Source organism: Pseudomonas sp. P110(2024), assembly GCF_057480795.1.
On sequence record NZ_JBLIYT010000002.1, the window covers coordinates 294964 to 321502 of the forward strand.

Sequence of the window (26539 nt, forward strand, 5' to 3'; positions counted from 1 at the left end):
GTGGCGGTTCAGGCGCAGGCCTTCAAGGCCTGGGCAATGTCGGCGAGCAGGTCGTCGATGTCCTCCAGCCCCACCGACAAGCGCACCAGCCCTTCCGAGATGCCATGCTCGGCACGCTCCTGCTGGGTATAGCTGGAGTGCGTCATGCTCGCCGGGTGCTGGGCCAGCGACTCGGCATCGCCCAGGCTCACCGCGCGGCTGAACAGCTGCAGGGCGTTCATGAAGCGACGACCGGCCTCGATCCCGCCCTTGAGCTCGAAGGCGATCATGCCGCCCGGCAGGCGCATTTGCCGCTGGGCCAGCGCGTACTGCGCAAAGGACGGCAGGCCCGGGTAGTGCAGCAGCTCGACCTGTGATTGTTCGGCGAGGAACTCGGCCACCTGCTGGGCATTGGCGCAGTGACGGTCCATGCGCAGAGCCAGGGTCTTGAGGCCGCGCATCAGCAGCGCCGCGTCATGGGGCGACAGCACCGCGCCGGTCATGTCCTTGAGCCCTTCCAGGCGGATACGGTCGACCAGTGCCTTGCGCCCGACCACCAGCCCGGCCGTGATATCGCCATGCCCGGACAGGTACTTGGTGGCCGAATGCACCACCAGGTCCACGCCCAGTTCCAGCGGGCGTTGCAGGTAAGGCGTGCAGTAGGTGTTGTCGACCACGATGCTCAGGTCGTGGCCCCGGGCGGCATCGACCACCGCGGCAATGTCCACCAGCTGCATGTTGGGGTTGGCCGGGGTCTCGAAATAGATCATCCGCGTCTTCGAGGTGATCGCGGCCCGCAGTGCCGGGATGTCGTTGAGGTCGACATGGCGGATCTTCACGCCGAACTCGCCGATACCGTGGTGCAGGTAGGCGAAGGTGCAGCCGTACAGGGTACTGCCAACGATCAGCTCGTCACCCGGACGTAGCAGCGTCCATAGCGTGGCGGTGATGGCGCCCATGCCGGAGGCCAGCGCCAGCCCGGCCTCGCCCCCTTCCAGGGACGCCATGCGCTGCTCCAGCAGGGCCAGGGTCGGATTGGAAATTCGGCTATAGAAATGCCCCGGTTCCTCGCCCGCGAAGCAGGCGGCGCCGTACTCGACGGTGGGGAAGGCATAGGTGGCGGTCTGGTACACCGGCGGCACCAGGGCGCCGCCGTGGGACAGCGGGTCATAACCATGGTGGATGGCCCGCGTGGAGAAACCGGTGTTTTTGTTGGAGTCGCGCATGGCAACAGCCTCTTGTGGTTTGTTATAAGCTTATGCCACCAAGCTGCCGCGCTTTTTCCAAACTTGCCCACGCAATTGCGCAAGTTTTGAAAGAAAAACAACAAAAATAGAATCAGGAGGGCAAGATATGCCTTCAGCTCTCGACCGTACCGACCGCGCCCTGCTCGCCGCCCTGCAGGACAACGCCCGCCTGACCGTTTCCGAACTCGCCGACCAGGTTGCCCTGACCACTTCGCCCTGTTGGCGGCGGGTCAAGCTGCTGGAGGACAACGGCTACATCACCGGCTACCAGGCCATTCTTTCGCCCAAGTCGCTGGGCTTCGGAGTGACCGCGTTCGTCAGCATCATGATGGACTCGCACACCAAGGAGATGGCCCTGGCGTTCGAGCAGCGGCTGATGGAAATTCCCGAGATCGTCGCCTGCCACAACATCTCCGGGCGCTATGACTTTTTGCTGGAGATCCTGGCGCGGGACCTGGAGTCGTTTGGCGAGTTCACCCGGGAGGTGCTGCAACGGTTGCCGGGGGTGAAGGAGATCTATTCGAGCTTTTCGTACAAGGCGGTGAAGGAACGGCGGGTGATTCCCGTTTCCGAGAAACATATCTAGCAATGCCGGGGGCTGCTGTGCAGCCCAGCTCTCCCGAAGCAAACAAAAAACCCCGCCGAAGCGGGGTTTCTCAGATCACACGGTTACTCAGATCGCACCACGCTGACGCAGCACATCCAGCACCAGCTTCACACCTTCATCGACACTGACCGACTGGGTGTCGATCACCAGGTCCGCATCCAGCGGCACGTCGAACGGGAAGCTCTCGCCCGGAATGTTGTCGCCACCGGCCGCGTACAGCCCTTGCGGATCACGCTCACGGCACACCAGCGGCGACGCCTGCACATAGACGGTGACCAGACGCTCCTTGCCGATCAGCGCCCTGGCCTGCTCGCGGCCTTCGGCATCCGGGGCAACGAACGCTGCCAGGGTCAGCAGGCCGGCTTCGTTGAACTGGCGCGCCACATGGGCGGCGCGGCGCCAGTTCTCGGTGCGGCCGGCGCGGTCCTGCGGCAGGCCCTTGTTCAGGTCGTGGCGCAGGTTCTGGCCATCGAGCACATAGACCGCGCGGCCCATGTCGAACAGCTTGCGCTCCACGGCATAGGCCAGGGTGCTCTTGCCGGCGCCGGACAGGCCGCTGAACAGCACGGTGGCCGGCTGCTGGCCGAAGCGCAGGGCGCGCTCCTCGGTGGACACATGGGCCAGCTTGCCGTGCTGGCCGGTGCTGCCGTGCGGCAGTACCGGCGGGGCGATGATCATGCCGGCACCGACCGTGCCGTTGGTCAGGCGATCGATGACGATGAACGCGCCGGTGGTGCGGTTGCTCTCGTAGCCGTCCAGGGCGATGGCGCTGTCCAGCGCGACCTTGACCCGGCCGATCTCGTTGAGCTGCAGCGCGCTGGCGGCGCCCTGCTCCAAAGTGTTCACATCGACCTTGTGGGTGATGCTGGCAATCGAGCCCGGCACGTAGCTGGTGGCGCGCTTGATGTCGTACTTCTTGCCCGGGAGCATTGGCTCCTCGGCCATCCACACCAGCATGGCATCGAACTGGTCGGTGACCGGCGGTACGTTGTCGGCATGCACCAGCAGGTCGCCACGGGAGATGTCGATCTCGTCTTCCATGGTCAGGGTCACGGCCTGGCCGGGGCCGGCGTTCTCCAACTCGCCTTCATAGGTGACGATGGACTTGACCCGGCTGCTCTTGCCCGACGGCAGCACGACGATCTCGTCACCCTTGTGCACCACGCCACCGGCGATGGTACCGGCGAAGCCACGGAAGTTCAGGTTCGGACGGTTGACGTACTGCACCGGGAAACGCAGGTCGGTGACGTTGCGGTCGGCGGCGATCTCGACGGTCTCGAGGATCTCCATCAGCGCCGGGCCCGTGTACCAGGGCGAGCGCTCGCTGCGGTTGACCACGTTGTCGCCCTTGAGCGCCGACATCGGCACGAAGTGCAGGCTGCTCGGCTTGAGGTTGATGCCCTCGGCGAACTTCAGGTAGTCGGCCTTGATCGACTCGAAGACCTGCTCGTCGAAGCCCTTGAGGTCCATCTTGTTGACCGCGACGACGATGTGCTTGATGCCCAGCAACGAGGCGATGTAGCTGTGTCGGCGGGTCTGGGTCTGCACGCCGTAGCGGGCATCGACCAGGATAATCGCCAGGTCGCAGGTGGACGCGCCAGTGGCCATGTTGCGGGTGTACTGCTCGTGGCCCGGGGTGTCGGCAATGATGAACTTGCGCTTGGCGGTGGAGAAGTAGCGGTAGGCGACATCGATGGTGATGCCCTGCTCGCGCTCGGCCTGCAGGCCGTCCACCAGCAGCGCCAGGTCGACTTCCTCACCGGTGGTGCCGGATTTTTTCGAGTCGCGGGTGATGGCCTCGAGGTGGTCCTCGTAGATCATCTTCGAGTCGTGCAGCAGGCGCCCGATCAGGGTGCTCTTGCCGTCGTCCACGTTGCCGCAGGTGAGGAAACGCAGCAGTTCTTTGCGCTCGTGCTGAGCCAGATAAGCGAGGATGTCTTCGCTGATCAAATCGGATTGGTGCGACATGGAGTAACCCTGAAAATTAGAAGTAGCCCTGACGTTTCTTGTCTTCCATGGAGCCTGCGCCATCGTGGTCGATGACCCGGCCCTGACGCTCGGAAGTACGCGTCAGAAGCATTTCCTGAATGATGTCGGTCAGCGTTTCGGCTTCGGACTCGACTGCCCCCGTCAACGGATAGCAGCCAAGGGTGCGGAAACGGACCTTCTTCTTGACGATGCGGGCTTTTTCCTCGTCGCTCAGGTGCTCGAGGATGCGCTCGTCGTCGATCATGATCAGGGTGCCGTTCTTCTCGATCACTTCACGCTCGGCGGCGAAGTACAGCGGCACGATCGGGATGCCTTCGAGGTAGATGTACTGCCAGATGTCCAACTCGGTCCAGTTCGACAGCGGGAACACGCGGATCGACTCACCCTTGTTGACCTTGCCGTTGTAGATGTTCCACAGCTCCGGGCGCTGGTTCTTCGGGTCCCAGCGGTGCTTGCTGTCACGGAACGAGTAGACGCGCTCCTTGGCCCGCGACTTCTCTTCGTCGCGGCGCGCGCCACCGAAGGCGGCGTCGAAACCATGCTTGTCCAGCGCCTGCTTCAGGCCCTGGGTCTTCATGATGTCGGTGTGCTTGGAGCTGCCATGGGTGAACGGGTTGATGCCCTGCGCCACACCCTCGGGGTTGACGTGGGTGATCAGCTCCAGGCCCATCTCTTCGACCATCTTGTCGCGGAAGCGGTACATCTCCTGGAACTTCCACTGGGTGTCGACGTGCATCACCGGGAACGGCAGCTTGCCCGGGAAGAACGCCTTGCGCGCCAGGTGCAGCATGACCGCGGAATCCTTGCCGATCGAGTACAGCATCACCGGGTTGTCGAACTCGGCGGCCACCTCGCGGATGATGTGGATGCTCTCCGCCTCCAGCTGTTTCAAGTGCGTCAGATTGTCGACCATGGCTACTCACGAAAAACGATCTTATGGACGGCCTGCGGGCCGTGTTCGAGCGAGCCACTTTATCACAGCACCTGATTCTATTTAGGAGGCTGCCTAGATCGAAACAATCTAACGATATGACTGGGGGTTTGGGCCATGCGAGGTCCCTGTAGGCGCGGCCTTGTGTCGCGAAAGGGCTGCGTAGCAGACCCAGAATTTCTGCGTTGGCGCATAAATCTTGGGGCCGCTTTGCGGCCCTTTCGCGACACAAGGCCGCTCCCACAGGAAACCGCTTTCTTGCTGCTGGCCGTCAGATCGGATTCGGGCAATCGATGAACAGGTGCTCGACCGCGAACCGTCGCGCCAGGTAATCCCCCAACGCCTGCACGCCATAGCGCTCGGTGGCGTGATGGCCGGCGGCGATGAAGCTCACGCCGTTCTCGCGGGCACTGTGGAACGTCTGCTCGGACGCCTCGCCACTGATGAACAAGTCGACCCCGGCGGCGATGGCGGTGTCGATGTAGCCTTGCCCGCCGCCGGTGCACCAGCCGACCCGGCGGATCATCTGCTCACCCTCGACGACCAACGGCTCACGCCCCAGCGCCTCGCGCACCCGTCGGGCGAAGTCCCGCGCCGACACCGGTTCCGCCAGCGACCCGACCAGGCCGATCACCTTGGGATTGTTCGGGTCCAGAGGGCCTTCGACGGTAATGTCGAGCTGGCGCGCCAGCTGCACGTTGTTGCCCACTTCCGGGTGCACGTCCAGCGGCAGGTGGAAGGCCAGCAGGCTGATATCGTGCTTGAGCAGGGTCTTCAGGCGCCGCTGCTTGATCCCGGTGATGCACGGGTTCTCGCCCTTCCAGAAGTAGCCATGGTGTACCAGCACCAGGTCTGCCTCGGCCTCGACCGCCGCGTCCAACAGCGCCTGGCTGGCGGTGACGCCGCTGACGATACGGCTGACCTGGGGGCGACCCTCGACCTGCAGGCCATTGGGGCAGTAGTCCTGGATCTTCGCGCTGCCCAGGTAGCGCTCGGCTTCCTCGACCAGTGTATTGAGGGCGACGGCCATGAAAAATCTCCTCGAATTCGGCGTTGCGACAGGGCGCGAGGCCCTATAATGGCCGCCATTATGGGCCGTCGCCGGTTTCGGGGGAACCGGCGACAATCGCCTGGGGATTCCGGCCATCGCTGATCGTTGTGTTCACGTGTATGATCGCGCGCGCTCGCCCCGGGCCGAACTGACATGGCCCCCGCCCTACTCCCAGGATTCATTCATGTTCAAGGCTCTGCGTTACTTCGGCTGGCCCCTGCTCACCGGTGTGCTGATCGCCATCCTGATCATCCAGCGCTTCCCGCAATGGGTCGGCCTGCCCAGCCAGGACGTCAACCTGCAGCAGGCCCCGCAAACCACGAAAATCATGCAGGGTCCGGTGTCCTACGCCGATGCCGTGACCCTGGCCGCGCCGGCGGTGGTCAACCTGTACACCACCAAGGTGGTGAACAAGAGCGCCCACCCGCTGTTCGAAGACCCGCAATTCCGCCGGTTCTTCGGCGACAACCTGCCCAAGCAGCGGCGCTGGGAGTCGAGCCTGGGCTCGGCGGTGATCATGAGCCCGGAAGGCTACCTGCTGACCAACAACCATGTCACCAGCGGTGCCGACCAGATCGTGGTGGCCCTCAAGGACGGCCGCGAGACCCTCGCACGGGTGATTGGCAGCGATCCGGAAACCGACCTGGCGGTGCTCAAGATCGACCTCAACAGCCTGCCGGCGATCACCATCGGCCGCTCCGACAATATCCACATCGGTGACGTGACCCTGGCCATCGGCAACCCGTTCGGCGTCGGCCAGACCGTGACCATGGGTATCATCAGCGCCACAGGCCGCAACCAGCTGGGCCTGAACAACTACGAAGACTTCATCCAGACTGACGCTGCGATCAACCCGGGCAACTCCGGCGGCGCGCTGGTGGATGCCAACGGTAACCTGGTGGGTATCAACACGGCGATCTTCTCCAAGTCCGGCGGATCCCAGGGCATAGGCTTCGCCATTCCGGTCAAGCTGGCACTGGAGGTGATGAAGTCGATCGTCGAGCACGGCCAGGTGATCCGTGGCTGGCTGGGCATCGAAGTGCAGCCGCTGAGCCAGGAGCTGGCTGAGTCGTTCGGCATGCAGGGCCGCCCGGGCATTGTCGTGGCAGGTATCTTCCGCGATGGCCCGGCGGCGCGCGCGGGGCTGCAACTGGGTGACGTGATCTTGAGCATCAACGGCGAACCGGCCGGTGACGGGCGCAAGTCGATGAACCAGGTGGCAAGGATCAAGCCCAACGAGAAGATCACCATCGAGGTGGTGCGCAATGGGCAGCAGCTCAAGCTGGTCGCCGAAGTGGGACTACGGCCGCCGCCGGCGCCGGTGGCCCCGAAGGAAGAGAAGTAAACCAACACATGCGCGATCCCTGTAGGAACGGCCTTGCGTCGGGATGGGGCGCGTAAGCGGCCCCAGGTTTTCAGCTTCGCAGCACATGTCCCCGGGGCCGCTACGCGGCCCATCGCGACGCAAGGCCGCTCCTACAGGGACCGCGTCAGCCGCCCCGTGGGGCGGCCCCGATTGCATCAATGCAGGATCTGGCTCAGGAACAGCTTGGTCCGATCACTGCGCGGCCGGTCGAAGAAGTCATCCGGCGCCGCCTGCTCGACGATCTCCCCCTTGTCCATGAAGATCACCCGGTTCGCCACGGTGCGGGCAAAGCCCATTTCGTGGGTCACGCAGAGCATGGTCATGCCGTCTTCAGCCAGGCTGACCATGGTGTCGAGCACCTCCTTGACCATCTCCGGGTCCAGCGCCGAGGTCGGCTCGTCGAACAGCATGATCTTCGGCTTCATGCACAGCGCCCGGGCAATCGCCACCCGCTGCTGCTGACCACCGGACAACTGCCCCGGGTACTTGTGCGCCTGCTCCGGAATGCGCACGCGCTCGAGGAAGTGCATGGCGATTTCCTCGGCCTTGCGCCGCGGCATCTTGCGCACCCACATCGGCGCCAGGGTGCAGTTCTCCAGGATGGTCAGGTGCGGGAACAGGTTGAAGTGCTGGAACACCATGCCCACCTCGCGGCGGATCGCCTCGATCTGCTTGAGGTCGTTGGTCAGCTCCACGCCGTCGACGACGATGCGCCCCTGCTGGTGCTCCTCCAGGCGGTTGAGGCAACGGATGGTGGTCGACTTGCCCGAGCCGGACGGCCCGCACAGCACGATGCGCTCGCCCTGGCGCACGTTCAGGTTGATGTCCTTGAGCACATGGAACTGGCCGTACCACTTGTTCACGCCTTGCATCTGGATGATGCCTTCGGGGCCGGCAGGCTGCTTGATCGCTTCACTCATTTCGAAACTCCTAACGCTTGTGGCCAGTGTCCAGCTTGCGCTCCAGGTGCATGGAGTAGCGGGACATACCGAAACAGAAAATCCAGAACACCAGGGCGGCGAACACGTAGCCCTCGGTGGCCATGCCCAGCCAGGCAGGATCAGCCGCCGCCTGCTTGACGCTGTTGAGCAGGTCGAACAGGCCGATGATGATCACCAGGCTGGTGTCCTTGAACAGGGCGATGAAGGTGTTGACGATGCCGGGGATCACCAGCTTGAGCGCCTGGGGCAGGATCACCAGTCCCATCGCCCGCCAGTAGCCCAGGCCCATGGCCGCGGCGGCCTCGTACTGGCCCTTGGGGATGGCCTGCAGCCCGCCACGCACCACCTCGGCGATGTACGCCGACTGGAACAGGATCACGCCGATCATCGCCCGCAGCAGCTTGTCGAAGCTCATGCCCTCGGGCAGGAACAGCGGCAGCATCACCGACGACATGAACAGCACGGTGATCAGCGGCACGCCACGCCAGAACTCGATGAAGGTCACGCAGACCACCTTCACCGCCGGCATGTTCGAGCGCCGCCCCAGCGCCAGCAGGATACCCAGCGGCAAGGCGCCGACGATACCGACCGTGGCGATCACCAGGGTCAGCATCAGGCCGCCCCATTGGCTGGTGGGCACCGTGTCCAGGCCCAGCGCGCCGCCGTGCAACAGGAGGTAGGCGAGGATCGGGTACAGCACCAGGAAGCCCAGGCCGTACACCGCCTTGCGCGGGAAGCGCTTGATGAACAAGGGCGCGGCACCGAGCACGGCGAGCCACACGGTCAGGTCGACGCGCCAGCGCAGTTCCGCCGGGTAGTAGCCGTACATGAACTGGCCGAAGCGCTGCTGGATGAACACCCAGCAGGCGCCTTCCTTGGTGCAGTCGGCGCGGGTGGTACCGACCCAGTTGGCGTCGATGAACGCCCACTGCACCAGCGGTGGCACGATCAGCCAGACCAGGTACAGGGCGAACAATGTCAGCAGGGTGTTGAGCCAGCTGGAGAACAGGTTGGACCGCATCCAGGCGAGCACGCCAACGCTCTTCACCGGTGGCGGCATGTCGGGTTTGAAAACATGGGCTGTCACGGATGTACCCTCACCGTTCGATCAGCGCAATGCGCTTGTTGTACCAGTTCATCAACAGCGAAATGCTGATGCTGATGGCGAGATAGACGCTCATGGTGATGGCGATCACCTCGATGGCCTGGCCGGTCTGGTTGAGCACGGTACCGGCGAACAGCGAGACCATCTCCGGGTAGCCGATACCGGCGGCCAGCGACGAGTTCTTCGCCAGGTTCAGGTACTGGCTGGTCAGCGGCGGAATGATCACCCGCAACGCCTGGGGAATGATCACCTTGCGCAGCGTCGGGCCTTCGCGCAGGCCCAGCGAGCGGGCCGCCTCGGTCTGGCCATGGCTGACCGAACGGATACCGGAACGCACAATTTCGGCGATGAACGCCGCAGTGTAGATAGTCAGCGCCAAGGTCAGCGCCAGCAGCTCGGGGATCAGCACCCAGCCACCGACGAAGTTGAAGCCCTTGAGCTGCGGCATTTCCCAGTGCACCGGGCTGCCGAACAGCAGCGCGCACACGCCGGGGATGCCGATGAACAGCAGCAGGCCGACCCAGAACTTGTGGAACGGCTCGCCAGTTTCATCGAAACGCTTGTTGGCAAAGCGCACCATCACCACGATGGCGACGATCGCCAGCGCCAGCGCGATGACGAACGGCCAGAAACCCTCGGCCATCGAGGCGCCGGGCATGTTCAGGCCGCGGTTGCTGATGAAGAAGGTGTCGTCGATGTTGATGCTGCCCCGCGGCCCCGGCAGGGTCAGGAACACGGCGAAGTACCAGAACAGGATCTGCAGCAGCGGCGGAATATTGCGGAAGGTCTCCACGTACACCGTCGCCAGCTTGTTGATCATCCAGTTCGGCGACAGCCGCGCCACGCCGATGATGAAGCCCAGCAGTGTCGCCAGGATGATGCCGATGAAGGTCACCAGCAGGGTGTTGAGCAGGCCGATGACGAACACCCGGGCGTAGCTGTCCGATTCCACGTAGGGGATCAGGTGCTGGGCGATGCCGAAGCCGGCGCTGCGCTCGAGGAAATCGAAGCCCGAGGTGATGCCCCGGTGCTGCAGGTTGGTCTGCGTATTGTGGAAAAGGTACCAGCCCAGGCCCACCACGAAGACCACCGTGAGGATCTGGAACAGCCACGCGCGCACACGTGGATCACTAAGGGAAAACCCTTTCCGTGCGCCGATTTGATTTTGCATGAAGTGCCCCGAAAAGAAGGGATTCGAACGACCCGCGGCGGCAGGATGCCGCCGCGGGGTGCAACCATCAGCGCACCGGTGGCGCGTACTGGATGCCGCCGTTGTTCCACAGGGCGTTCATGCCACGGTCGATCTTCAGGTCGGTGCTCTGGCCCAGGTTCTTCTCGAACACTTCGCCATAGTTGCCGACTTGCTTGACGATCTGCACTACCCAGTCCCTGGGCAGCTTGAGGTCCTTGCCGTACTCGCCATCGGCCCCCAGCAGGCGGGCGACGTCAGGGTTCTTGGTGGACTTGGCCTCGGCCTCGACGTTCTTCGAGGTAATGCCGGCCTCTTCGGCGTTAAGCATGGCGAACAGGGTCCACTTGACGATGCTGAACCATTCCTCGTCGCCCTTGCGTACCACCGGGCCGAGCGGCTCCTTGGAGATGGTTTCCGGCAGCACCACGTACTCGGTCGGCGCGGCCAGCTTGGAGCGCTGGGCGAACAGCTGCGACTTGTCCGAGGTCAGCACGTCGCAACGGCCGGATTCCAGCGACTTGGCGCTTTCGTCGGAGGTGTCGAAGGTGATTGGGGTGTACTTCAGGCCATTGGCGCGGAAGTAGTCGGAAACGTTCAGCTCGGTGGTGGTACCGGCCTGGATACAGATGGTCGCGCCGTCGAGCTCCTTGGCGCTGGAGACACCGAGTTTCTTGTTGGCGAGGAAGCCGACGCCGTCGTAGTAGGTTACGCCGGCGAACACCAGGCCCATGCCGGCATCGCGCGAGCTGGTCCAGGTGGTGTTGCGCGACAGCACGTCGACTTCGCCGGACTGCAGCGCGGTGAAGCGCTCCTTGGCGTTGAGCTGGCTGAACTTGACCTTGGTCGCGTCACCAAAGACCGCGGCGGCCACGGCGCGGCACACATCGGCGTCGATGCCGACGATCTTGCCTTGCGCGTCCGGTACGGAGAAGCCTGGAAGACCATCGCTCACGCCACACTGGACGAAGCCCTTCTTAGTCACCGCGTCGAGGGTGGCGCCGGCCTGGGCGAAGCTGGTGGCGCCCAGCGCGGCGGCGGCGGTCAGGACTGCCAGGGTGGTTTTCAACATCTTCATCAACAACCTCCAAATCGCTCTTGTTGTATGAGCCGGAATTGCACCGCACCCTTATGAGGCGCATCCGACCCTTGTTGGCTTGTTTTTGGGTCAATTGGCGCAATGGGCTGTTCTGTGACAGCCTTCGATCCACACGAGGGGTGTTACCGCGATCGGTCCACCTCTTCGCATGGCAAGGACATAGCAAAGGGCGTACCACAGTCGAAGGCTTAAGCGATTAAGCGGTAGTCAAGTAGTAAAAGTTGTAGAGTTGCGACATCTTTTTCTGGCATTAACCTCCAATGCCTTCTTTTTACGCACTACATAAGTTCGCAAGCACTCTTTTGGAGCAGTCATGACCAACCCGCTGATCCTCGAACCTCAGAAAACCGCCGACGCCTGTGTGATCTGGTTGCACGGCCTGGGGGCCGACCGTTACGACTTCCTACCTGTGGCGGAATTTCTCCAGGAACGCCTGCTGAGCACCCGCTTCATCATGCCCCAGGCCCCCACCCGCCCGGTGACCATCAACGGTGGCTACGAGATGCCCAGCTGGTACGACATCAAGGCCATGACCCCGGCGCGGGCCATCGACGAAACGCAGTTGGAAGAATCGGCCGATCAGGTCATTGCCCTGATCAAGGCGGAACAGGCCAAGGGCATCAACCTGTCGCGAATCTTCCTCGCCGGTTTCTCCCAGGGCGGCGCGGTGGTACTGCACACCGCCTATATAAAGTGGCAGGAAGCCCTGGGCGGGGTGATCGCCCTGTCCACCTACGCACCGACCTTCACCGACGCCCTGCAACTGAGCGCCTGCCAGCAGCGCACCCCGGCGCTGTGCCTGCACGGGGTGCACGACCCGGTGGTGATCCCCTCGATGGGCCGTACCGCCTTCGAGTACCTCGATACCTGGGGCGTCGCCGCCCGCTGGTACGAGTACCCGATGGAGCACGAAGTGGTGGTCGAGGAGCTCAACGACATTCACGAATGGCTGAGCCGTCAGTTGCAGTAGCCCTGTAGCCCGCCATGCATTGCACTACGCCGCGCCCGATTCTTGCATTACACTGCCCGGCGTACATTCCTTAACCAGTTGACGAGACGACCGTGCTCAAGGCACTCAAGAAAATATTCGCCAAGGGAGACGCCGCGCCGCAGGCCGCCGAGCCCGTCGCCGTGACCCCGGCCGCGCCGGCCGCGCAACCGCCTGTCGAAAAGGCGCCAGCACGCCAGCACGCCAAGCCCAGGGCCGCGGCAAAACCACAGGCCGCCCCCCAACCCGGCATCCAGGCGCGCGCCGAACAGCCCGCCCGGGACAAGCCGCGCCGCGAACGCAAGCCCAAGCCCCAGGCCAGCCTGTGGAAGCCCGAGGATTTCGTGGTCGAGCCGCAGGAAGGCAAGACCCGCTTCCACGACTTCAAGCTCTCCAACGAGCTGATGCACGCCATCCACGAACTTGGCTTCCCCTACTGCACACCGATCCAGGCCCAGGTCCTGGGCCACACCCTGCGTGGCCAGGATGCCATTGGCCGGGCCCAGACCGGCACCGGCAAGACTGCCGCGTTTCTGATCTCGATCATCTCGCAGCTGCAGCAGGTGCCACCGCCCAAGGAGCGCTACATGGGCGAGCCGCGGGCGCTGATCATCGCCCCGACCCGCGAGCTGGTGGTGCAGATCGCCAAGGACGCCCAGGCCCTGACCAAGTACAGTGGCCTGAACGTGATGAGCTTCGTCGGCGGCATGGACTTCGACAAGCAACTGAAATCGCTGGAAGCCCGCCACTGCGACATCCTGGTGGCCACCCCCGGCCGCCTGCTGGACTTCAACCAGCGCGGCGAGGTGCACCTGGACATGGTCGAGGTGCTGGTGCTGGATGAGGCCGACCGCATGCTCGACATGGGCTTCATCCCCCAGGTCCGCCAGATCATCCGCCAGACCCCACCGAAGAGCGAACGCCAGACCCTGCTGTTCTCCGCCACCTTCACCGACGACGTGATGAACCTGGCCAAGCAGTGGACCACCAACCCGGCCATCGTCGAGATCGAGCCGGAGAATGTGGCCAGCGAGACCGTCGAGCAGCACGTCTATGCCGTGGCTGGCAGCGACAAGTACAAGCTGCTGTACAACCTGGTCACGCAGAACAAGTGGGAACGAGTGATGGTGTTCGCCAACCGCAAGGACGAGGTGCGGCGCATCGAGGAAAAACTGGTGCGCGACGGCATCAACGCCGCCCAGCTGTCGGGCGACGTGCCGCAGCACAAGCGCATCCGCACCTTGGAGAACTTCCGCGAGGGGCGCATCAGCGTGCTGGTGGCCACCGACGTGGCCGGCCGCGGCATCCATATCGACGGCATCAGCCACGTGATCAACTTCACCCTGCCGGAAGATCCGGATGACTACGTGCACCGTATCGGTCGTACGGGTCGTGCGGGCAGCAGCGGGGTATCGATCAGCTTTGCCGGTGAGGACGATTCGTACCAGCTGCCGGCGATCGAGACGCTGCTGGGGCGCAAGATCAAGTGCGAGATGCCGCCGGACGAGCTGTTGAAGCCGGTGCCACGCAAGCATCACTGATCTTCAAGGCCACTCACCTCCCTGTAGGAGCGGCCTTGTGTCGCGAAAGGGCCGCAAAGCGGCCCCTGCAATATCTGCATCAATGCTCAGATCCGGGGGCCGCGAGGCGGCCCTTTCGCGACACAAGGCCGCTCCCACAAAAGCGATCTGAGCCTGGATTTACCAGCGCCCCGCCGCATCCTGATCGCTCTGCTTCCCTGCCACCCAGCGCGGCCCCTCCTGGGTGTTCTCCTTCTTCCAGAACGGCGCCCGGGTCTTGAGGTAATCCATGATGAAGTTGCAGGCATCGAACGCTGCCTGCCGGTGCGCGCTGGCCACACCGACGAAGACGATCGGCTCGCCCGGCTCCAGGGCGCCGATGCGGTGCAGCACCTCGACCTTGAGCAACGGCCAGCGCTGCTCGGCCTCGACCACGATCTTGGCCAGGGCTTTCTCGGTCATCCCCGGGTAGTGCTCGAGGAACATCCCGGCCACGTCCAGGCCATCGTTGAAGTCGCGCACGTAGCCGACGAAACCGACCACCGCGCCCACGCCGACATTGGCGGCGTGCATGGCGTTGACCTCGGTGCCCGGGTCGAAGGCCGCCTGCTGAACACGTACGGCCACGGTCAACCTCCGGTCACGGGTGGGAAGAACGCGATTTCGTCACCCTCGTCCAATGGCTCATCGAGCCGGCACAGCTCTTCGTTGCGGGCGCACATCAGGTTCTGCTCGGCCAGCACCGCGTAGTGCTCGCCCTTGCCCACCAGGGTCTGGCGCACATCGTCCAGCACCTTGAAGTCGCCTTCCAGGCGCTCGGCGTCGACGCCCAGCAACTCACGGTAGCGGGCGAAATACATGACCTTGACCTTCATCACCCCTCCACCTTGTAGTGGCCGCTCTTGCCGCCGGTCTTCTCCAACAGGCGCACCTGCTCGATGACCATGCCCTTGTCCACCGCCTTGCACATGTCGTAGATCGTCAGCGCGGCGACGCTGGCGGCGGTCAGGGCTTCCATCTCGACGCCGGTCTGCCCGGCCAGCTTGCAGCGGGCGACGATATGCACCACGTTCTCGCCTTCGGCGGCCAGCTCGACCTTGACGCCGGTGAGCATCAGCGGATGGCACAGCGGGATCAGGTCGCTGGTCTTCTTCGCCGCCTGGATGCCGGCGATGCGCGCCACGGCGAACACATCGCCCTTGGGGTGTTGGCCATCGACGATCATGCGCAGGGTGTCCGGCAACATGCGCACCCGTGCCTCGGCAATCGCCTCGCGGGCGGTCACGGCCTTTTCAGTGACGTCGACCATGTTGGCGCGCCCCTGGGAATCAAGATGAGTCAGCACTGCTCTGCTCCTGGGAAGGGAATGCAGAGTGTAAACCCGTAGGTCAGGTTTGCGCAGAGGGTGTATCGACGCACCGGCCTGTTCGCCGGCAATACCGACGAACAGGCTGTGCGCTGACGTTTACAGGTGCGACTCGGCGTACTCGGCCAGCACCGAGCGCGGCACGCCCTGCAGGGTGATGTGAACGCCGTGGGGGAAGTCCTTGAAGCGTTCGGTCAGGTAGGTCAGCCCGGAGCTGGTGGCCGACAGGTACGGCGTGTCGATCTGCGCCAGGTTGCCCAGGCAGACCACCTTGGACCCGTTCCCCGCGCGGGTGATGATGGTCTTGATCTGGTGCGGCGTAAGGTTCTGGCACTCGTCGATGAGGATCAGGCTCTGCTGGAAGCTGCGACCGCGGATGTAGTTCAGCGACTTGAACTGCAACGGCACCCGCTCGAGGATGTACTCGACGCTGCCGTGGGTGCTCTCGTCGTCCATGTGTAGCGCTTCGAGGTTGTCGGTGATGGCGCCCAGCCAGGGCTCCATCTTCTCCGCCTCGGTGCCCGGCAGGAAGCCGATCTCCTGGTCCAGCCCCTGCACGCTGCGGGTGGCGATGATGCGCCGGTAGCGCTTGCTGACCATGGTCTGCTCGATGGCCGCGGCCAGCGCCAGGATGGTCTTGCCGGAACCGGCGGCGCCGGTCAGGTTGACCAGGTGGATATCCGGGTCGAGCAGGGCGAACAGCGCCAGGCTCTGGTGGATGTCCCGTGGCTTGAGGCCCCAGGCTTCCTGGTGCAGCAGCGGCTCCTGATGCAGGTCGAGCATCAACAGTTCGCTGTCGCGGATGCCCTTGATCCAGCCGACAAAGCCCTGCTCATCGATGATGAACTCGTTGATGTGTACCGCCGGCAGGTTGTCGATCAGTTGCACCCGGTGCCAGGTACGGCCGCGTTCCTGGCGGGTGTCGACCTTGCTCACACGGTCCCAGAACGACCCCGTGACCGAGTGGTAGCCCTTGGACAGCAAGGACACGTCGTCGACCAGTTGGTCGGTGCTGTAGTCCTCGGCGGCGATCCCGCAGGCACGCGCCTTCAGGCGCATGTTGATGTCCTTGGTCACCAGCACCACGTCGAGGTCCTTACGCTTGGCGCGCAGGTCCAGCAGCTGGTTGATGATGATGTTGTCGGCGAGGTTTTCGGGGAGCAGGCGGTTCGGCTCGTTGCGCGTGCTCATGAGGATGGACAGGAAGCCCTTGGGCCCGCTCTTGCCGCGCTGGATCGGCACGCCTTGCTCGACATCGCTGGGCGAGGCGTCGCCCAAGGTCTGGTCGATCAGGCGGATGGCCTGGCGACATTCGGCGGCGATGGTATGTTTGCCGGTCTTGAGCTTGTCGAGTTCCTCCAGCACCGTCATCGGTATGGCGACGTGGTGCTCCTCGAAGTTGAGCAGGGCGTTGGGGTCGTGAATCAGGACGTTGGTATCGAGCACATACAGGATTGGCTGGTTGGAGGAAGGGTTGCGTCCTTGGTCATCCATACTCGTTCACCTTATGTGAAAGCCACACGGCGCGAACGGCTGCGCCGCAGAGTGACTGCCGTTCTTCCCGTATCCGCGTCGTTACGGGCGGGAAGCTCACCTGGCAAAAGGGGCGTGGATGACGCCACCTGTGCTGCAGGGTTCGGCTGTCTGGTTCCTTGATACCGCAAAAACCATGACCGAAAAAAGTCTTTTTACGCTCCGGTGAAGTTTATTTTTCGGATTGACGAACAGGGCTTGGCGCGAGGCCGGAGCGGGACTACAGTCAGAGATCAGGTACCGCATCTAGCCCGTTCAGGCGCGCACGAACCGCTGGCGCAGCACATCGCTCAGGGCGTCCACCAGCAGCACCAGCAACAGCATGGCGATGATCACCGTGCTGGCCTGGGCCTCCTGGAACAGGCTAAGGGTCGCGTAGAGCATCTGCCCCAGACCGCCTGCCCCCACGAACCCCAGCACGCTGGCCATGCGGATGTTGTTCTCCCAGCGATACAGGCTGTACGCCAGCAGTTGCGGCCACAAGTTGGGCAGCGTGCCGAAACAGAACGCCGCCAGCTGGCTGCCGCCCTGCAGTCGGATCGCCGCCGCCGGCTCCGGCGGCGCATTTTCAAGCGCCTCGGCGAACAGCCGCCCCAGCACCCCGGCGGTGTGCAGCGCCAGCGCCAGGGTGCCGGCATTCGGCCCCAGGCCCGCCGCCAGCACGGTCAGCGCCGCCCAGACCAGCTCCGGAATCGCCCGCAACGCATTGAGCAGCAGGCGCGCCGCGCCCTGCAACGGCCAACCGAAGCGGCCGGCGGCCGGCAGCGCCAGCAATAGACCCAGCAGCATCGCCGAGAGCGTCCCCATCCCGGACATGGCCAGCGTTTCCAGGGCGCCCTGACCCACCGCCCGCAGGTGCGTCAGGGAAAGGTCCGGGTGCAGGAAGCGCGCCGCGTATTCGCCCATCTGCGCCGGTCCGCCGCTGCCGACGAGCGCTGCCAGGTCCAGCTCCAGGTAGGCGAACGACGCCAGCACCGCCGCCAGGATCGCGACGATCACCAGCCCATTGATCACCCGCCTCATGCGAGCCTCCCGCGCAGGAAGCGGCTGAGCAGGTCGGCCAGCACCACCAGCAACAGGAAGGTCAGCAGCATGCTCGCCACCTCGGCCCCGGCGAACATGCGCATCGACAAGTCGATCTGCTGGCCCAGGCCACCAGCGCCGACGAAGCCCATCACCACCGAGGCGCGCACCGCGCATTCCCAGCGGTACACGGTATAGGACACCACCTCGCTCGCGGCCTCGGGCAGGGTGCCGTAGAAAAACGCCGACAGGCGGCTGCTGCCGGCCTGGAGCAAGGCATGGGCCGGACGCTGGTCCACCGACTCGAAGATCTCCGCGTAGACCTTGCCGAGCATGCCGCTGTAGGTAATGGCGATGGCCAGCACCCCGGCGGTCGGGCCCAGGCCCACGGCGCGGACGAACAGCAAGGCCCAGACGATCTCGGGCACACTGCGCAGGAAGATCAGCACGCCACGCACCGGCAGGCGCGCAGCGCGTGACCATGGTCCCAGACGTCCACCATTGGAAGCTGCCCGCAGCGACAGCGCCCGGCTGGCCAGCAGGCTGGCCGGCACCGCCAGCAGCAGCGCCAGGGTCATGCCCGCGGTGGCCACGGCCAGGGTCTGCACCGTGGCGCTGAGCAGCAGATGCAGAAAGCCGGCGTCGTGGGCCGGGGGCCAGAATGCGCTGACGAAGCTGGCCATCTGCTGACGGTTCTCGGCCTGCAACAGCACGCCGGGGTCGAGTTCGCTCAAGCGCAGGCCCGGCCACAGCAGCGCCAGGCACAACAGGGTCAACAGCAAACGAGGGATGGCAGCGGGGTCGCGCTGGTCAGTGCTCAGCATCGCGGGATCTGCACCTGCAGGCTCGCCGTCGCGGCAACAGGCGAGGCCAGTTGCTCGTTGGCGTACAAGGCATCGAGCATCGCTTCGCTGACCGCTTCTGCCGGGCAGTCGAACGCTACCTGCCCGGCACGAATGCCGACAATGCGCGGAAAATGCGCCAAGGCGAGCTCCACCGCGTGCAGGCTGGCGACCAGGGTCACGCCATGGGCCTGGGCATGGCGATTGAGCAGCGCCAGGCTATGGTCGGCCAGCACCGGGTCCATGGCCGAAACCGGTTCATCGGTCAGCAGCACTTCAGGTCGCTGGTACAAGGCACGGGCAATGCCGACCCGCTGCAACTGGCCACCGGACAACTGCCCGCACTGGGCGAACAGTTTGTCGGCCATGCCCAGCTCGGCCAGCGCCGCACGGGCACCGGGTACATCGCCGGGGTGGATCAGGTTGAGCAGCCCGCGCAACGTGCCCCACTGCCCCAGGCGCCCCGCCAACACGGCGGTGACCACCCGCTGGCGCAGCGGCAGGGGCGGCGCCTGGTGTACCAGGCCAACCCGTGCGCGCAAGCGCTGGCGGGCCCGGGCAGACAATGCCCAGGGCTGCTCGCCCAACAACTCCAGCCGCCCGCCACTGGGCGGCACGGCGGTGCCCATCAGGTGCAGCAGGCTGGATTTGCCGGCCCCGGACGGACCGATGATCGCCACCCGCTCGCCCTGGCCGATCAGCAGGTCCACCGCGCTCAAGGCCTGGACCTGACCATGGCGCACACTGGCGCCCTGAACACGGATACTCACTTGAGCAGACCGGCCTCACGCGCGGCTTGCTCGGTGCCCGCGTAGTTCTCGGGCTTGGTCTCGATGAAGCGGCTGGCGGCCTGCAGGTCGAGGATCGCCTTGTCCGCGGGCTTGGCCGGGTCCAGGGCGAGGAAGGCCTGCTTGATCTTTTCTTTCAGTGCCGGGTCCATGTTGCCGCGCACGGTCCAGTTGTAGTCGAAGTACTCCGGCGTGGTGGCGAACACCTTTACCTTGCTGGTGTCGACCTTGCCGGCTGCGACCAGCTTGTCCCAGACGCTGGCGTTGAGCACGCCGGCATCGGCCTTGCCGGCCTGGACCCAGGCGGCGGTGGCATCGTGGGCGCCGGAATAGGCAACGCGGCTGAAGTACTCCTCGGGCTTGATGTTGTCGTTCTTGAGCATGAAGTAACGCGGCATCAGGCTGCCCGAGGTGGACGAAATCGAACCGAAGGCGAAGGTCTTGCCCTTGAGGTCCTTGAGGCTTTTCACGTCCGGGTTGGCGGTGATGAACTTGCTGGTGAACTTGGCATCCTGCTCACGCTGCACCAGCGGCGTGGCCTTGGGGTCCTTCAGGTGCACCTGGACAAAGGTGAAGCCCCCCAGCCAGGCCAGGTCCAGGCGATCGCTGGCCAGCGACTCGACCACAGCCGGGTAGTCGGCCACCGGCACGAACTGCACCTTCATGCCCAGCTGCTGCTCGAGGTACTCGCCCAGTGGCTTGAACTTGCGCAGCAGTTCGGTTGGCGCCTCGTCGGGGATGGCGCTGACGCGCAGCACATCGGCGGCCTGGGCGAACACCGCGCAGCAGGACAGCGCGAGGCCGGCAAACAGTGCCAGGGGACGTTTGAGCATGGGGATTCTCCGGTTCGATCGCGGGGTATGAGTCGGTGTTGCATCGCGGGAAGTATAAGAGCCGCAGGCACAAAGGCCAGCTTTGCTACAATCGCGCATCACGAAAAGTCGAGGTGCACATGAGCGAGCCGATTCGTCTGACACAGTACAGCCACGGCGCTGGCTGTGGCTGCAAGATTTCTCCCAAGGTCCTGGATGTGATCCTCGCCGAGAGCGGCACGCAGGCCCTCGACCCGAAACTCTGGGTCGGCAACGCCTCGCGCGACGACGCCGCCGTCTACGCCCTGGATGACGAGCGCGGCGTGGTCTCGACCACCGACTTCTTCATGCCCATCGTCGACGACCCGTACGACTTCGGCCGCATCGCCGCCACCAACGCCATCAGCGACATCTACGCCATGGGCGGCGACCCGCTGATGGCCATCGCCATCCTCGGCTGGCCGGTCAACGTGCTGCCGCCGGAGGTCGCCCGCGAGGTGATCCGCGGCGGCCGCGCCGTGTGCGCCAAAGCCGGCATCCCGCTGGCCGGCGGCCATTCCATCGACGCCCCCGAGCCGATCTTCGGCCTGGCCGTGACCGGCGTGGTGAGCAAGCGCCACCTCAAGCGCAACGACACCGCCAGCGTCGGCTGCCGCCTGTACCTGACCAAGCCACTGGGCATCGGCATTCTCACCACCGCCGAGAAGAAGGCCAAGCTGCGCGAACAGGACCAGGGCCTGGCCCGTGACTGGATGTGCACCCTCAACACCCCGGGCAGCCGCTTCGGCAAGCTCGACGGCGTACAGGCGATGACCGACGTCACCGGTTTCGGCCTGCTCGGCCACCTGGTCGAAGTCGCCGAGGGCAGCGGCCTCACCGCCCGCCTGCAGTACGCTGCGGTGCCGCGCCTGCCCAGCGTCGAGCATTACCTGGCCGAGGGCTGCATCCCCGGCGGCACCCTGCGCAACTTCGACAGCTACGGCCACAAGATCGGCGCGCTGAGCGACGAGCAGAAGCACCTGCTGTGCGACCCGCAGACCAGCGGCGGCCTGCTGGTGGCGGTCACCCCGCAAGGCGAGGCGGAATTCCTCGCCGTGGCGCGGGAGCTCGGGCTCGAACTGGCGCCGATCGGCGAGCTGGTCGAGCGACAGAGCCACGCAGTCGAGGTGATCTGATGCGCCCCGACTGCACCGAGCTGAAACAGCTGTTCCTCGACGACGTGCCGATGATGGACATGCGCGCACCGATCGAATTCACCAAAGGCGCCTTCCCCGGCGCGGTCAACCTGCCGCTGATGAACGACCAGGAGCGGCAGAAGGTCGGCACCTGCTACAAGCAGCAGGGCCAGGCCGCCGCCATCACCCTGGGCCACCAGTTGGTCAACGGCGCGCTCAAGCAACAGCGCCTGGAGGCCTGGGCCGCGTTCACCCAGGCCCATCCCGACGGCTACCTCTACTGCTTCCGTGGCGGCCTGCGCTCGCAGATCGTCCAGGGCTGGCTCAAGGACGCCGGCATCCAGTATCCGAAGGTGGTGGGCGGCTACAAGGCCATGCGCACCCTGCTGATGGATACCACGTTGCAGGCGGTGCAGCAGTGCGAGTTCGTCCTGGTGGGCGGACTGACCGGAACCGGCAAGACCGATGTGCTGCACCAGCTGGACAACGTGCTCGACCTCGAAGGCCACGCCAATCACCGCGGTTCCAGCTTCGGCAAGCGCGCCACGGCGCAGCCGGCGCAGATCGATTTCGAGAACGCGCTGGCCATCGACATCCTCAAGAAACGCGAGCGTGGCATCGGCCAGTTCGTGCTCGAGGACGAAGGCCGCGTGGTCGGCAGCTGCGCGGTGCCGCTGGAAATGTACCAGGGCATGCAGCGCTATCCGCTGGTGTGGCTGGAAGACAGCTTCGCGCATCGCGTGGAACGTATCCTGCGCGACTATGTGATCAACCTGTGCGCCGAGTACATCGCCGTGCACGGTGCAGAGGCCGGTGGCCCACTGTTCGCCGAGCGCATGCGCCAGAGCATGGCCAACATCTACAAGCGCCTGGGCGGCGAGCGCTTCCAGCGGCTGTCGACGTTGCTCGACCAGGCGCTGGAGGAGCAGCTGCGCAGCGGCGACGTGAGCCTGCACCGAGGGTGGATCGAAGGGCTGCTCAAGGAGTACTACGACCCGATGTACGCCTACCAGCGAGCGGCCAAGGCACAGCGGATCGAGTTCGCCGGAGACGGCGTGGAGGTGCGCGAGTACCTGAAGGCCCGGGCACTGCGTGAGCAACGCGGCGCCTGATTCGCGGATACCGCATCACTGCCCCGGACTGAGCACCCGCTCCAGCTCCGCCGCGCGGTCCTTGCTCATGTCCATCTCACACATGGCGCCTTCGATGCGGTAGATGCTGCCGTTGCTCAACTTGCCGTGGAAGGCGCAGTTGCCGTCGCGGTACTTCATCCAGGTGCGCTGGACTTCGCGCAGGTCCTTCTGCTGCTGGCTGTCGAGCTTGGCCATCAGCTGCTTGTAGACCCGGTTCAGCCGGTCATCCTGCAGCTGTGTCTCGGCCTGGATGCAAGCGCCCATGGCCAGGGTGCTGGAGGCCTTGTCCATGCACTGGGTGTAGGTGGGCGAATAGTCCTCGGCCTGGGCGCCGGCGGCGATCAGCAGGGCGGCGGCGCCGACCAGGCAATGCTTGAACATGGGCTTTCCTTTTCGCAGATGAATGCGGCACAGCCTAGCACCCTGCCGCACCTTCGTTCACGCACAGCGCCTGGATCCGCGCCCGCAGCCAGCGGTGCCCGGCATCGCCGTCACGCCGCGAGTGCCAGGCCTGGGCAAAGGCGAACGGTGAGATCGCCAGGGGCGGCGCGAACCGGCGCAGCGCCGGGTCCAGCCGGGCACCGGCAAGGCTGCGCCGGGCAACGGTGAGCACCAGGTCGGTCCCGGCAATGACACTTTGGGCCACCCCCCAATGCGGCAAGGTCAGGGCGATGCGTCGGCGTGCGCCCAAACTGGCCAGGGCCTGGTCGATCTCGTTGTCGATGCCGGGGCGCACCGCCACCAGCACATGGGGCCGCGCCAGCCAGGGTTCGAGCGCCAGGCCACCTCGGGGCGGCAGGCTGGCACGGTCGGCCAGGCAAACGAAGGATTCCTCGAACAGCACCTGCTGGGCCATTTCCGTCGGCAGTTCCGGGAACACGCCCAGCGCCAGGTCTGCCTCGCCGTCGATCAACTGGCCGAGCATCGCCTCGCGGCTGCCTTGGGACACCACCAGGTCGATGCCCGGCGCTTCGCGCCGCATCAGGCGCATCAACGCAGGCAGCACCACGCGGGCACCGTAGTCGGACATGGCCAGGCGAAACGTGCGCCGGGCCCACGCCGGCTCGAAGCCCGGCGTGCCGAGCAGTCCGTCGAGTTGCTGCAACGCCTCCTGCAACGGCGCTTGCAAAGCCTCGGCACGGGCTGTCAGTTGCAGGCGGCCATCGCGTCGCACCAGCAACGGATCAGCGAAAAGCTCGCGCAACTGCGCCAGGGCATGGCTGACCGCCGGCTGGCTGCGATGCAGGCGCAGGGCCGCGCGCGAGACATGTTGCTCGCTGAGCAAGGCGTGCAATGTCAGCAGCAGGTTCAGGTCGATGCGGCGCAGATCATCCATGGTACGAATACAGCCTGTGCGAAGTTCGAATTTCCATCATTGAAATGCATGATCGAGACTGAGGCCAGTGTTCTTATCTGGAGTAGACACCATGCCCGCCAGCCTCTTCGCCGCCCTCCCCTTGTTCATCGCCCTGCTCGCCGGGGCCGCCGTGCCGTTCCAGGCCGGCAGCAACGCCGCGCTCGGGCGCCTGCTCGGCCATCCGCTGTGGGCCGCCGGGGTGTCGTTGCTGGTCAGCCTGCTGATGCTGGTGCCGGCCCTGCTGCTGATGCGCGCGCCACTGCCACAGGTGCAGCAACTGGCCCATGCGCCCTGGTGGGCCTGGTTCGGCGGGGTCGCCGGGGTGCTGTACATCACCGCCGCGCTGGTGCTGACGCCGCGCCTGGGGGCAGCCGGGTTCATCGTCTGCGTGGTGGCCGGGCAGGTGCTGTCGTCGCTGCTGATCGACCAGTTTGGCCTGATGGGCTTGCCGGAGCGGCCAGTGAACCTGTTGCGACTGGCGGGGGTGGGGATGATCGTGATCGGGATGATCGTGGTGCAGTGGGGCACGGCGCGTTGAGCGCACCCTCACAAGGTGTGCGGCTGCTCCGGCGGCACGATCACCTTGTGCGGCTCGAAGCGCAGCGAGGGCATCTGCGTACCGGCATACAGCGCCACGCTCAGGGCAGCGACCAGCGCCACATCCAACCAGCTCCAACCCGGCACCTGCGCCGCCGAGCTCGCCTTCCAGCACCACCACAGCTGCCCCAGGCAGAACACCAGGATCGCCAGCAGCCATAGGTAGAAGCCCGCGCCAAAACCGCTCACATCCTGGAAGGCGTAGCTCTGGTTGTCCGGCAAGCGGGTGATGGCGAAGCTGCTGGCCGCCAGGTACAACGCCACCAGGCCGCATACCAGCGCCAGGCGGCGGAACCGGCGGTGGGCGAGGACTGCCAGCGCCAGCAGCGGGTTGGCGAACCACTGGTACAGGCCGAAGGCGATGCCCCAGGGGCCGTAGAGCAGCATCTGCAGCACCGGCATATGCCGCCCGGCGCCCGTCAGGGCACCGTCGAAGGCCAGGCTCAGCAGGTACAGGGCCAGGCTTGTGGTCAGGTAGAAAGCGGGCAAGTCAGGTACCTGGAGAAAGCGGGACAAGCTGCGACCTTAACCCAGCCCTGGCGTCTTTCCAAACCCGACGGGCGCGCTGCATCAGCGTGTCGCAGCCTGATCCATCGACTGGGTGGAGCTGCTGATCTGAACGCGCAGGCTCGGCATCAGCGTCCCGGCGTAGATCGTCGCGGTCAGCACTGCGATCAGCCCCAGGTCGTACCAGCGCCACCCCGGCATACTCGCCGCCGAACGCACCTTGCGGCACCACCAGCCCTGCCCCAGGCAAAACAGCAGGATCGCCAGTGTCCACAGATAATACCCGGCGCCAAATCCGGTCAGGGGCTGGATGTCATAGCTGCGGTTGTCCGGTACCCGCTCGATGCCAAGGCAACTGAGGGCCAGGCCCAGCGCGATCATCCCGACTGCAAGCGCCAGCCGGCGAAAACGCCGGTGAGCAAGCAGCGCCAGCCCCAGCAGCGGATTGGCGAACCACTGGTAAAGCCCCATGGCAATGCCCCAAGGCCCCATGAGCACTATCTGCAAGGCGGGCATATGCCCGTCGACACCCATCAGGATGCCATCGAAACACAGGCTCAACAGAAACAGCAGCAAAGTGAACGTCACGTAGAAAGCAGGCAAAGCGCGGGCTCCATCCCATCAGTGAAAGTCGCGTCCATGACACGTGGGCATCAGGCCACTGGGGGTTCGAGCAGCAAACCGTACAACCCCGAATCGGACAGTTCACCCGCCACGCACCAACGGGCGCGCAAGGTGCCTTCCAGGACGAACCCCTGGCGTTCCAGGGTACGCGCCGAGCCCTGGTTGCGCGGGTCGATCTCCGCCTCCAGGCGACGCAGGTGCAGGGTGTGGGCGAGGTAGTCGATGAAGCAGGTCAGCGCCTCGTCCATGTAGCCGCGGCCCTGGGCCGACTTGGCCAGGCAGTAGCCGATCTCGCCACGGCGCGAGCCTTCCTCGAGGTTGAACAGCTGGACCATGCCGATCAGCTCGCCGTTGTCGCGGCGGTACATGCCCAGTTTGAGCAACTGGCCGGCGGCATAGGCTTCGCGGTCGGCGGCCAGGGCGCTTTCGGCCTCGGCCAGGGTCTGCCAGGGGGCGTGGTACCAGTAACGCATCACTTCCGGGTCGGCCATGATGGTGAGCCACTGCTGCGCGTCGCCGTGGCGCATGGGGCGCAGCTGCAGGCGTGGGCTTTCAAGGCACAGGTCGCTGGGGAAACTGCGGGGGTCGGGCACGCCGGGACTCCTGTCCGGTGGTGGGGAGGATGACAGTCTAGCGTCAGTGGATACCCGCACGCACGCGTGCCGGGCAGAGCAAACGAATAGCGAGATGCGGTGAGCGATCCAACGACAGCACCCAGAAATCCTGCCTCGGTGGGGCCTTTGATGCCTGCAGACTGGTACCGGGAACAT

28 protein-coding genes are annotated in these 26539 nt (G+C 65.0%); 7 read left to right on the forward strand and 21 right to left on the reverse strand.

Annotated elements, in window-relative coordinates; translation table 11 throughout:
• Positions 1 to 8: 8 nt before the first annotated feature.
• Positions 9 to 1205, reverse strand: a complete 1197-nt coding sequence (locus AC25ND_RS04290; protein WP_028689768.1) for a methionine gamma-lyase — start codon at positions 1203 to 1205, stop codon at positions 9 to 11.
• 127 nt (positions 1206 to 1332) lie between these two features.
• Between AC25ND_RS04290 and AC25ND_RS04295 the strand changes: the two genes are divergently transcribed.
• A complete protein-coding gene (locus AC25ND_RS04295) occupies positions 1333 to 1812 on the forward strand; it encodes an Lrp/AsnC family transcriptional regulator (RefSeq protein WP_028689769.1) in 480 nt (159 codons plus the stop codon).
• A gap of 87 nt (positions 1813 to 1899) precedes the next feature.
• Here the strand turns inward: AC25ND_RS04295 and cysN are convergent, their stop codons facing one another.
• The 3 genes from cysN to AC25ND_RS04310 all read right to left on the reverse strand — a co-directional run bounded on the left by cysN (position 1900) and on the right by AC25ND_RS04310 (position 5783).
• Positions 1900 to 3801, reverse strand: coding sequence for a sulfate adenylyltransferase subunit CysN (gene cysN, locus AC25ND_RS04300; protein ID WP_028689770.1), 1902 nt, complete (start codon positions 3799 to 3801; stop codon positions 1900 to 1902).
• 16 nt (positions 3802 to 3817) lie between these two features.
• Complete coding sequence (gene cysD / locus AC25ND_RS04305; protein WP_011535568.1) at positions 3818 to 4735, reverse strand: sulfate adenylyltransferase subunit CysD; 918 nt, start codon at positions 4733 to 4735, stop codon at positions 3818 to 3820.
• 289 nt (positions 4736 to 5024) lie between these two features.
• Complete coding sequence (locus AC25ND_RS04310; protein ID WP_062364051.1) at positions 5025 to 5783, reverse strand: Nif3-like dinuclear metal center hexameric protein; 759 nt, start codon at positions 5781 to 5783, stop codon at positions 5025 to 5027.
• 205 nt (positions 5784 to 5988) lie between these two features.
• Between AC25ND_RS04310 and algW the strand changes: the two genes are divergently transcribed.
• Complete coding sequence (algW, locus tag AC25ND_RS04315; protein WP_028689772.1) at positions 5989 to 7149, forward strand: Do family serine endopeptidase AlgW; 1161 nt, start codon at positions 5989 to 5991, stop codon at positions 7147 to 7149.
• Between the two features lie 176 nt (positions 7150 to 7325).
• Here the strand turns inward: algW and AC25ND_RS04320 are convergent, their stop codons facing one another.
• The 4 genes from AC25ND_RS04320 to AC25ND_RS04335 all read right to left on the reverse strand — a co-directional run bounded on the left by AC25ND_RS04320 (position 7326) and on the right by AC25ND_RS04335 (position 11483).
• On the reverse strand, positions 7326 to 8090 hold the full coding sequence (locus AC25ND_RS04320; RefSeq protein WP_028689773.1) for an amino acid ABC transporter ATP-binding protein: 765 nt from the start codon (positions 8088 to 8090) through the stop codon (positions 7326 to 7328).
• Between the two features lie 10 nt (positions 8091 to 8100).
• Positions 8101 to 9198 (reverse strand): amino acid ABC transporter permease, encoded by a 1098-nt coding sequence (locus AC25ND_RS04325; RefSeq protein WP_062364049.1) that lies wholly within the window; start codon positions 9196 to 9198, stop codon positions 8101 to 8103.
• A gap of 10 nt (positions 9199 to 9208) precedes the next feature.
• A complete protein-coding gene (locus tag AC25ND_RS04330) occupies positions 9209 to 10387 on the reverse strand; it encodes an amino acid ABC transporter permease (protein ID WP_062364047.1) in 1179 nt (392 codons plus the stop codon).
• 67 nt (positions 10388 to 10454) lie between these two features.
• Positions 10455 to 11483 (reverse strand): amino acid ABC transporter substrate-binding protein, encoded by a 1029-nt coding sequence (locus AC25ND_RS04335; RefSeq protein WP_062364045.1) that lies wholly within the window; start codon positions 11481 to 11483, stop codon positions 10455 to 10457.
• 334 nt (positions 11484 to 11817) lie between these two features.
• Between AC25ND_RS04335 and AC25ND_RS04340 the strand changes: the two genes are divergently transcribed.
• Positions 11818 to 12474 carry an alpha/beta hydrolase gene (locus AC25ND_RS04340; RefSeq protein ID WP_028689777.1) on the forward strand — a complete coding sequence of 219 codons (657 nt, stop codon included), beginning with the start codon at positions 11818 to 11820 and terminating at the stop codon, positions 12472 to 12474.
• Positions 12475 to 12566: 92 nt separating this feature from the next.
• A complete protein-coding gene (gene rhlB / locus AC25ND_RS04345) occupies positions 12567 to 14033 on the forward strand; it encodes an ATP-dependent RNA helicase RhlB (protein WP_186594266.1) in 1467 nt (488 codons plus the stop codon).
• A 159-nt stretch (positions 14034 to 14192) separates the two neighbouring features.
• Here rhlB and moaE read toward each other — a convergent pair whose 3' ends face one another.
• The 8 genes from moaE to AC25ND_RS04385 form a co-directional block, all read right to left on the reverse strand.
• Positions 14193 to 14639 carry a molybdopterin synthase catalytic subunit MoaE gene (gene moaE, locus AC25ND_RS04350; RefSeq protein WP_028689779.1) on the reverse strand — a complete coding sequence of 149 codons (447 nt, stop codon included), beginning with the start codon at positions 14637 to 14639 and terminating at the stop codon, positions 14193 to 14195.
• A gap of 2 nt (positions 14640 to 14641) precedes the next feature.
• Positions 14642 to 14887 carry a molybdopterin converting factor subunit 1 gene (moaD, locus tag AC25ND_RS04355; RefSeq protein WP_186594263.1) on the reverse strand — a complete coding sequence of 82 codons (246 nt, stop codon included), beginning with the start codon at positions 14885 to 14887 and terminating at the stop codon, positions 14642 to 14644.
• Complete coding sequence (gene moaC, locus AC25ND_RS04360) at positions 14887 to 15357, reverse strand: cyclic pyranopterin monophosphate synthase MoaC (RefSeq protein WP_028689781.1); 471 nt, start codon at positions 15355 to 15357, stop codon at positions 14887 to 14889. The genes moaD and moaC overlap by 1 nt, the downstream gene beginning before the upstream one ends.
• Before the next feature lie 120 nt (positions 15358 to 15477).
• Positions 15478 to 16872, reverse strand: coding sequence for a PhoH family protein (locus AC25ND_RS04365; protein WP_486976119.1), 1395 nt, complete (start codon positions 16870 to 16872; stop codon positions 15478 to 15480).
• Positions 16873 to 17166: 294 nt separating this feature from the next.
• The gene (phnE, locus tag AC25ND_RS04370; RefSeq protein WP_062364037.1) at positions 17167 to 17934 is read right to left on the reverse strand and encodes a phosphonate ABC transporter, permease protein PhnE; all 768 of its coding nucleotides are present in this window, start codon (positions 17932 to 17934) and stop codon (positions 17167 to 17169) included.
• Positions 17931 to 18758 carry a PhnE/PtxC family ABC transporter permease gene (locus AC25ND_RS04375; RefSeq protein ID WP_069016117.1) on the reverse strand — a complete coding sequence of 276 codons (828 nt, stop codon included), beginning with the start codon at positions 18756 to 18758 and terminating at the stop codon, positions 17931 to 17933. Before AC25ND_RS04375 ends, phnE begins: the two co-directional genes overlap by 4 nt.
• Positions 18752 to 19546: a phosphonate ABC transporter ATP-binding protein gene (locus AC25ND_RS04380; protein WP_028689785.1), complete on the reverse strand. Its 795-nt coding sequence runs from the start codon at positions 19544 to 19546 to the stop codon at positions 18752 to 18754. Before AC25ND_RS04380 ends, AC25ND_RS04375 begins: the two co-directional genes overlap by 7 nt.
• Positions 19543 to 20397 (reverse strand): putative selenate ABC transporter substrate-binding protein, encoded by an 855-nt coding sequence (locus AC25ND_RS04385; RefSeq protein ID WP_062364031.1) that lies wholly within the window; start codon positions 20395 to 20397, stop codon positions 19543 to 19545. The genes AC25ND_RS04380 and AC25ND_RS04385 overlap by 4 nt, the downstream gene beginning before the upstream one ends.
• A gap of 119 nt (positions 20398 to 20516) precedes the next feature.
• Between AC25ND_RS04385 and selD the strand changes: the two genes are divergently transcribed.
• Both selD and mnmH read left to right on the forward strand, forming a co-directional pair.
• Positions 20517 to 21551, forward strand: coding sequence for a selenide, water dikinase SelD (gene selD, locus AC25ND_RS04390; RefSeq protein WP_186594261.1), 1035 nt, complete (start codon positions 20517 to 20519; stop codon positions 21549 to 21551).
• Positions 21551 to 22663, forward strand: a complete 1113-nt coding sequence (gene mnmH / locus AC25ND_RS04395; protein ID WP_186594259.1) for a tRNA 2-selenouridine(34) synthase MnmH — start codon at positions 21551 to 21553, stop codon at positions 22661 to 22663. Before selD ends, mnmH begins: the two co-directional genes overlap by 1 nt.
• 15 nt (positions 22664 to 22678) lie before the next feature.
• Here mnmH and AC25ND_RS04400 read toward each other — a convergent pair whose 3' ends face one another.
• Together AC25ND_RS04400 and AC25ND_RS04405 are read right to left on the reverse strand one after the other, a co-directional pair.
• Positions 22679 to 23065: a lysozyme inhibitor LprI family protein gene (locus AC25ND_RS04400; RefSeq protein WP_084941676.1), complete on the reverse strand. Its 387-nt coding sequence runs from the start codon at positions 23063 to 23065 to the stop codon at positions 22679 to 22681.
• A gap of 34 nt (positions 23066 to 23099) precedes the next feature.
• Positions 23100 to 24020, reverse strand: a complete 921-nt coding sequence (locus tag AC25ND_RS04405; RefSeq protein WP_182322087.1) for a LysR family transcriptional regulator — start codon at positions 24018 to 24020, stop codon at positions 23100 to 23102.
• 91 nt (positions 24021 to 24111) lie between these two features.
• Between AC25ND_RS04405 and AC25ND_RS04410 the strand changes: the two genes are divergently transcribed.
• Positions 24112 to 24579: a DMT family transporter gene (locus AC25ND_RS04410; protein WP_028689791.1), complete on the forward strand. Its 468-nt coding sequence runs from the start codon at positions 24112 to 24114 to the stop codon at positions 24577 to 24579.
• Positions 24580 to 24587: 8 nt separating this feature from the next.
• Here AC25ND_RS04410 and AC25ND_RS04415 read toward each other — a convergent pair whose 3' ends face one another.
• The 3 genes from AC25ND_RS04415 to AC25ND_RS04425 all read right to left on the reverse strand — a co-directional run bounded on the left by AC25ND_RS04415 (position 24588) and on the right by AC25ND_RS04425 (position 26362).
• On the reverse strand, positions 24588 to 25127 hold the full coding sequence (locus AC25ND_RS04415; protein WP_182322085.1) for a hypothetical protein: 540 nt from the start codon (positions 25125 to 25127) through the stop codon (positions 24588 to 24590).
• Positions 25128 to 25208: 81 nt separating this feature from the next.
• A complete protein-coding gene (locus tag AC25ND_RS04420; protein WP_062364023.1) occupies positions 25209 to 25748 on the reverse strand; it encodes a hypothetical protein in 540 nt (179 codons plus the stop codon).
• Between the two features lie 50 nt (positions 25749 to 25798).
• Complete coding sequence (locus AC25ND_RS04425; RefSeq protein WP_110604401.1) at positions 25799 to 26362, reverse strand: GNAT family N-acetyltransferase; 564 nt, start codon at positions 26360 to 26362, stop codon at positions 25799 to 25801.
• Positions 26363 to 26539: the final 177 nt, after the last annotated feature.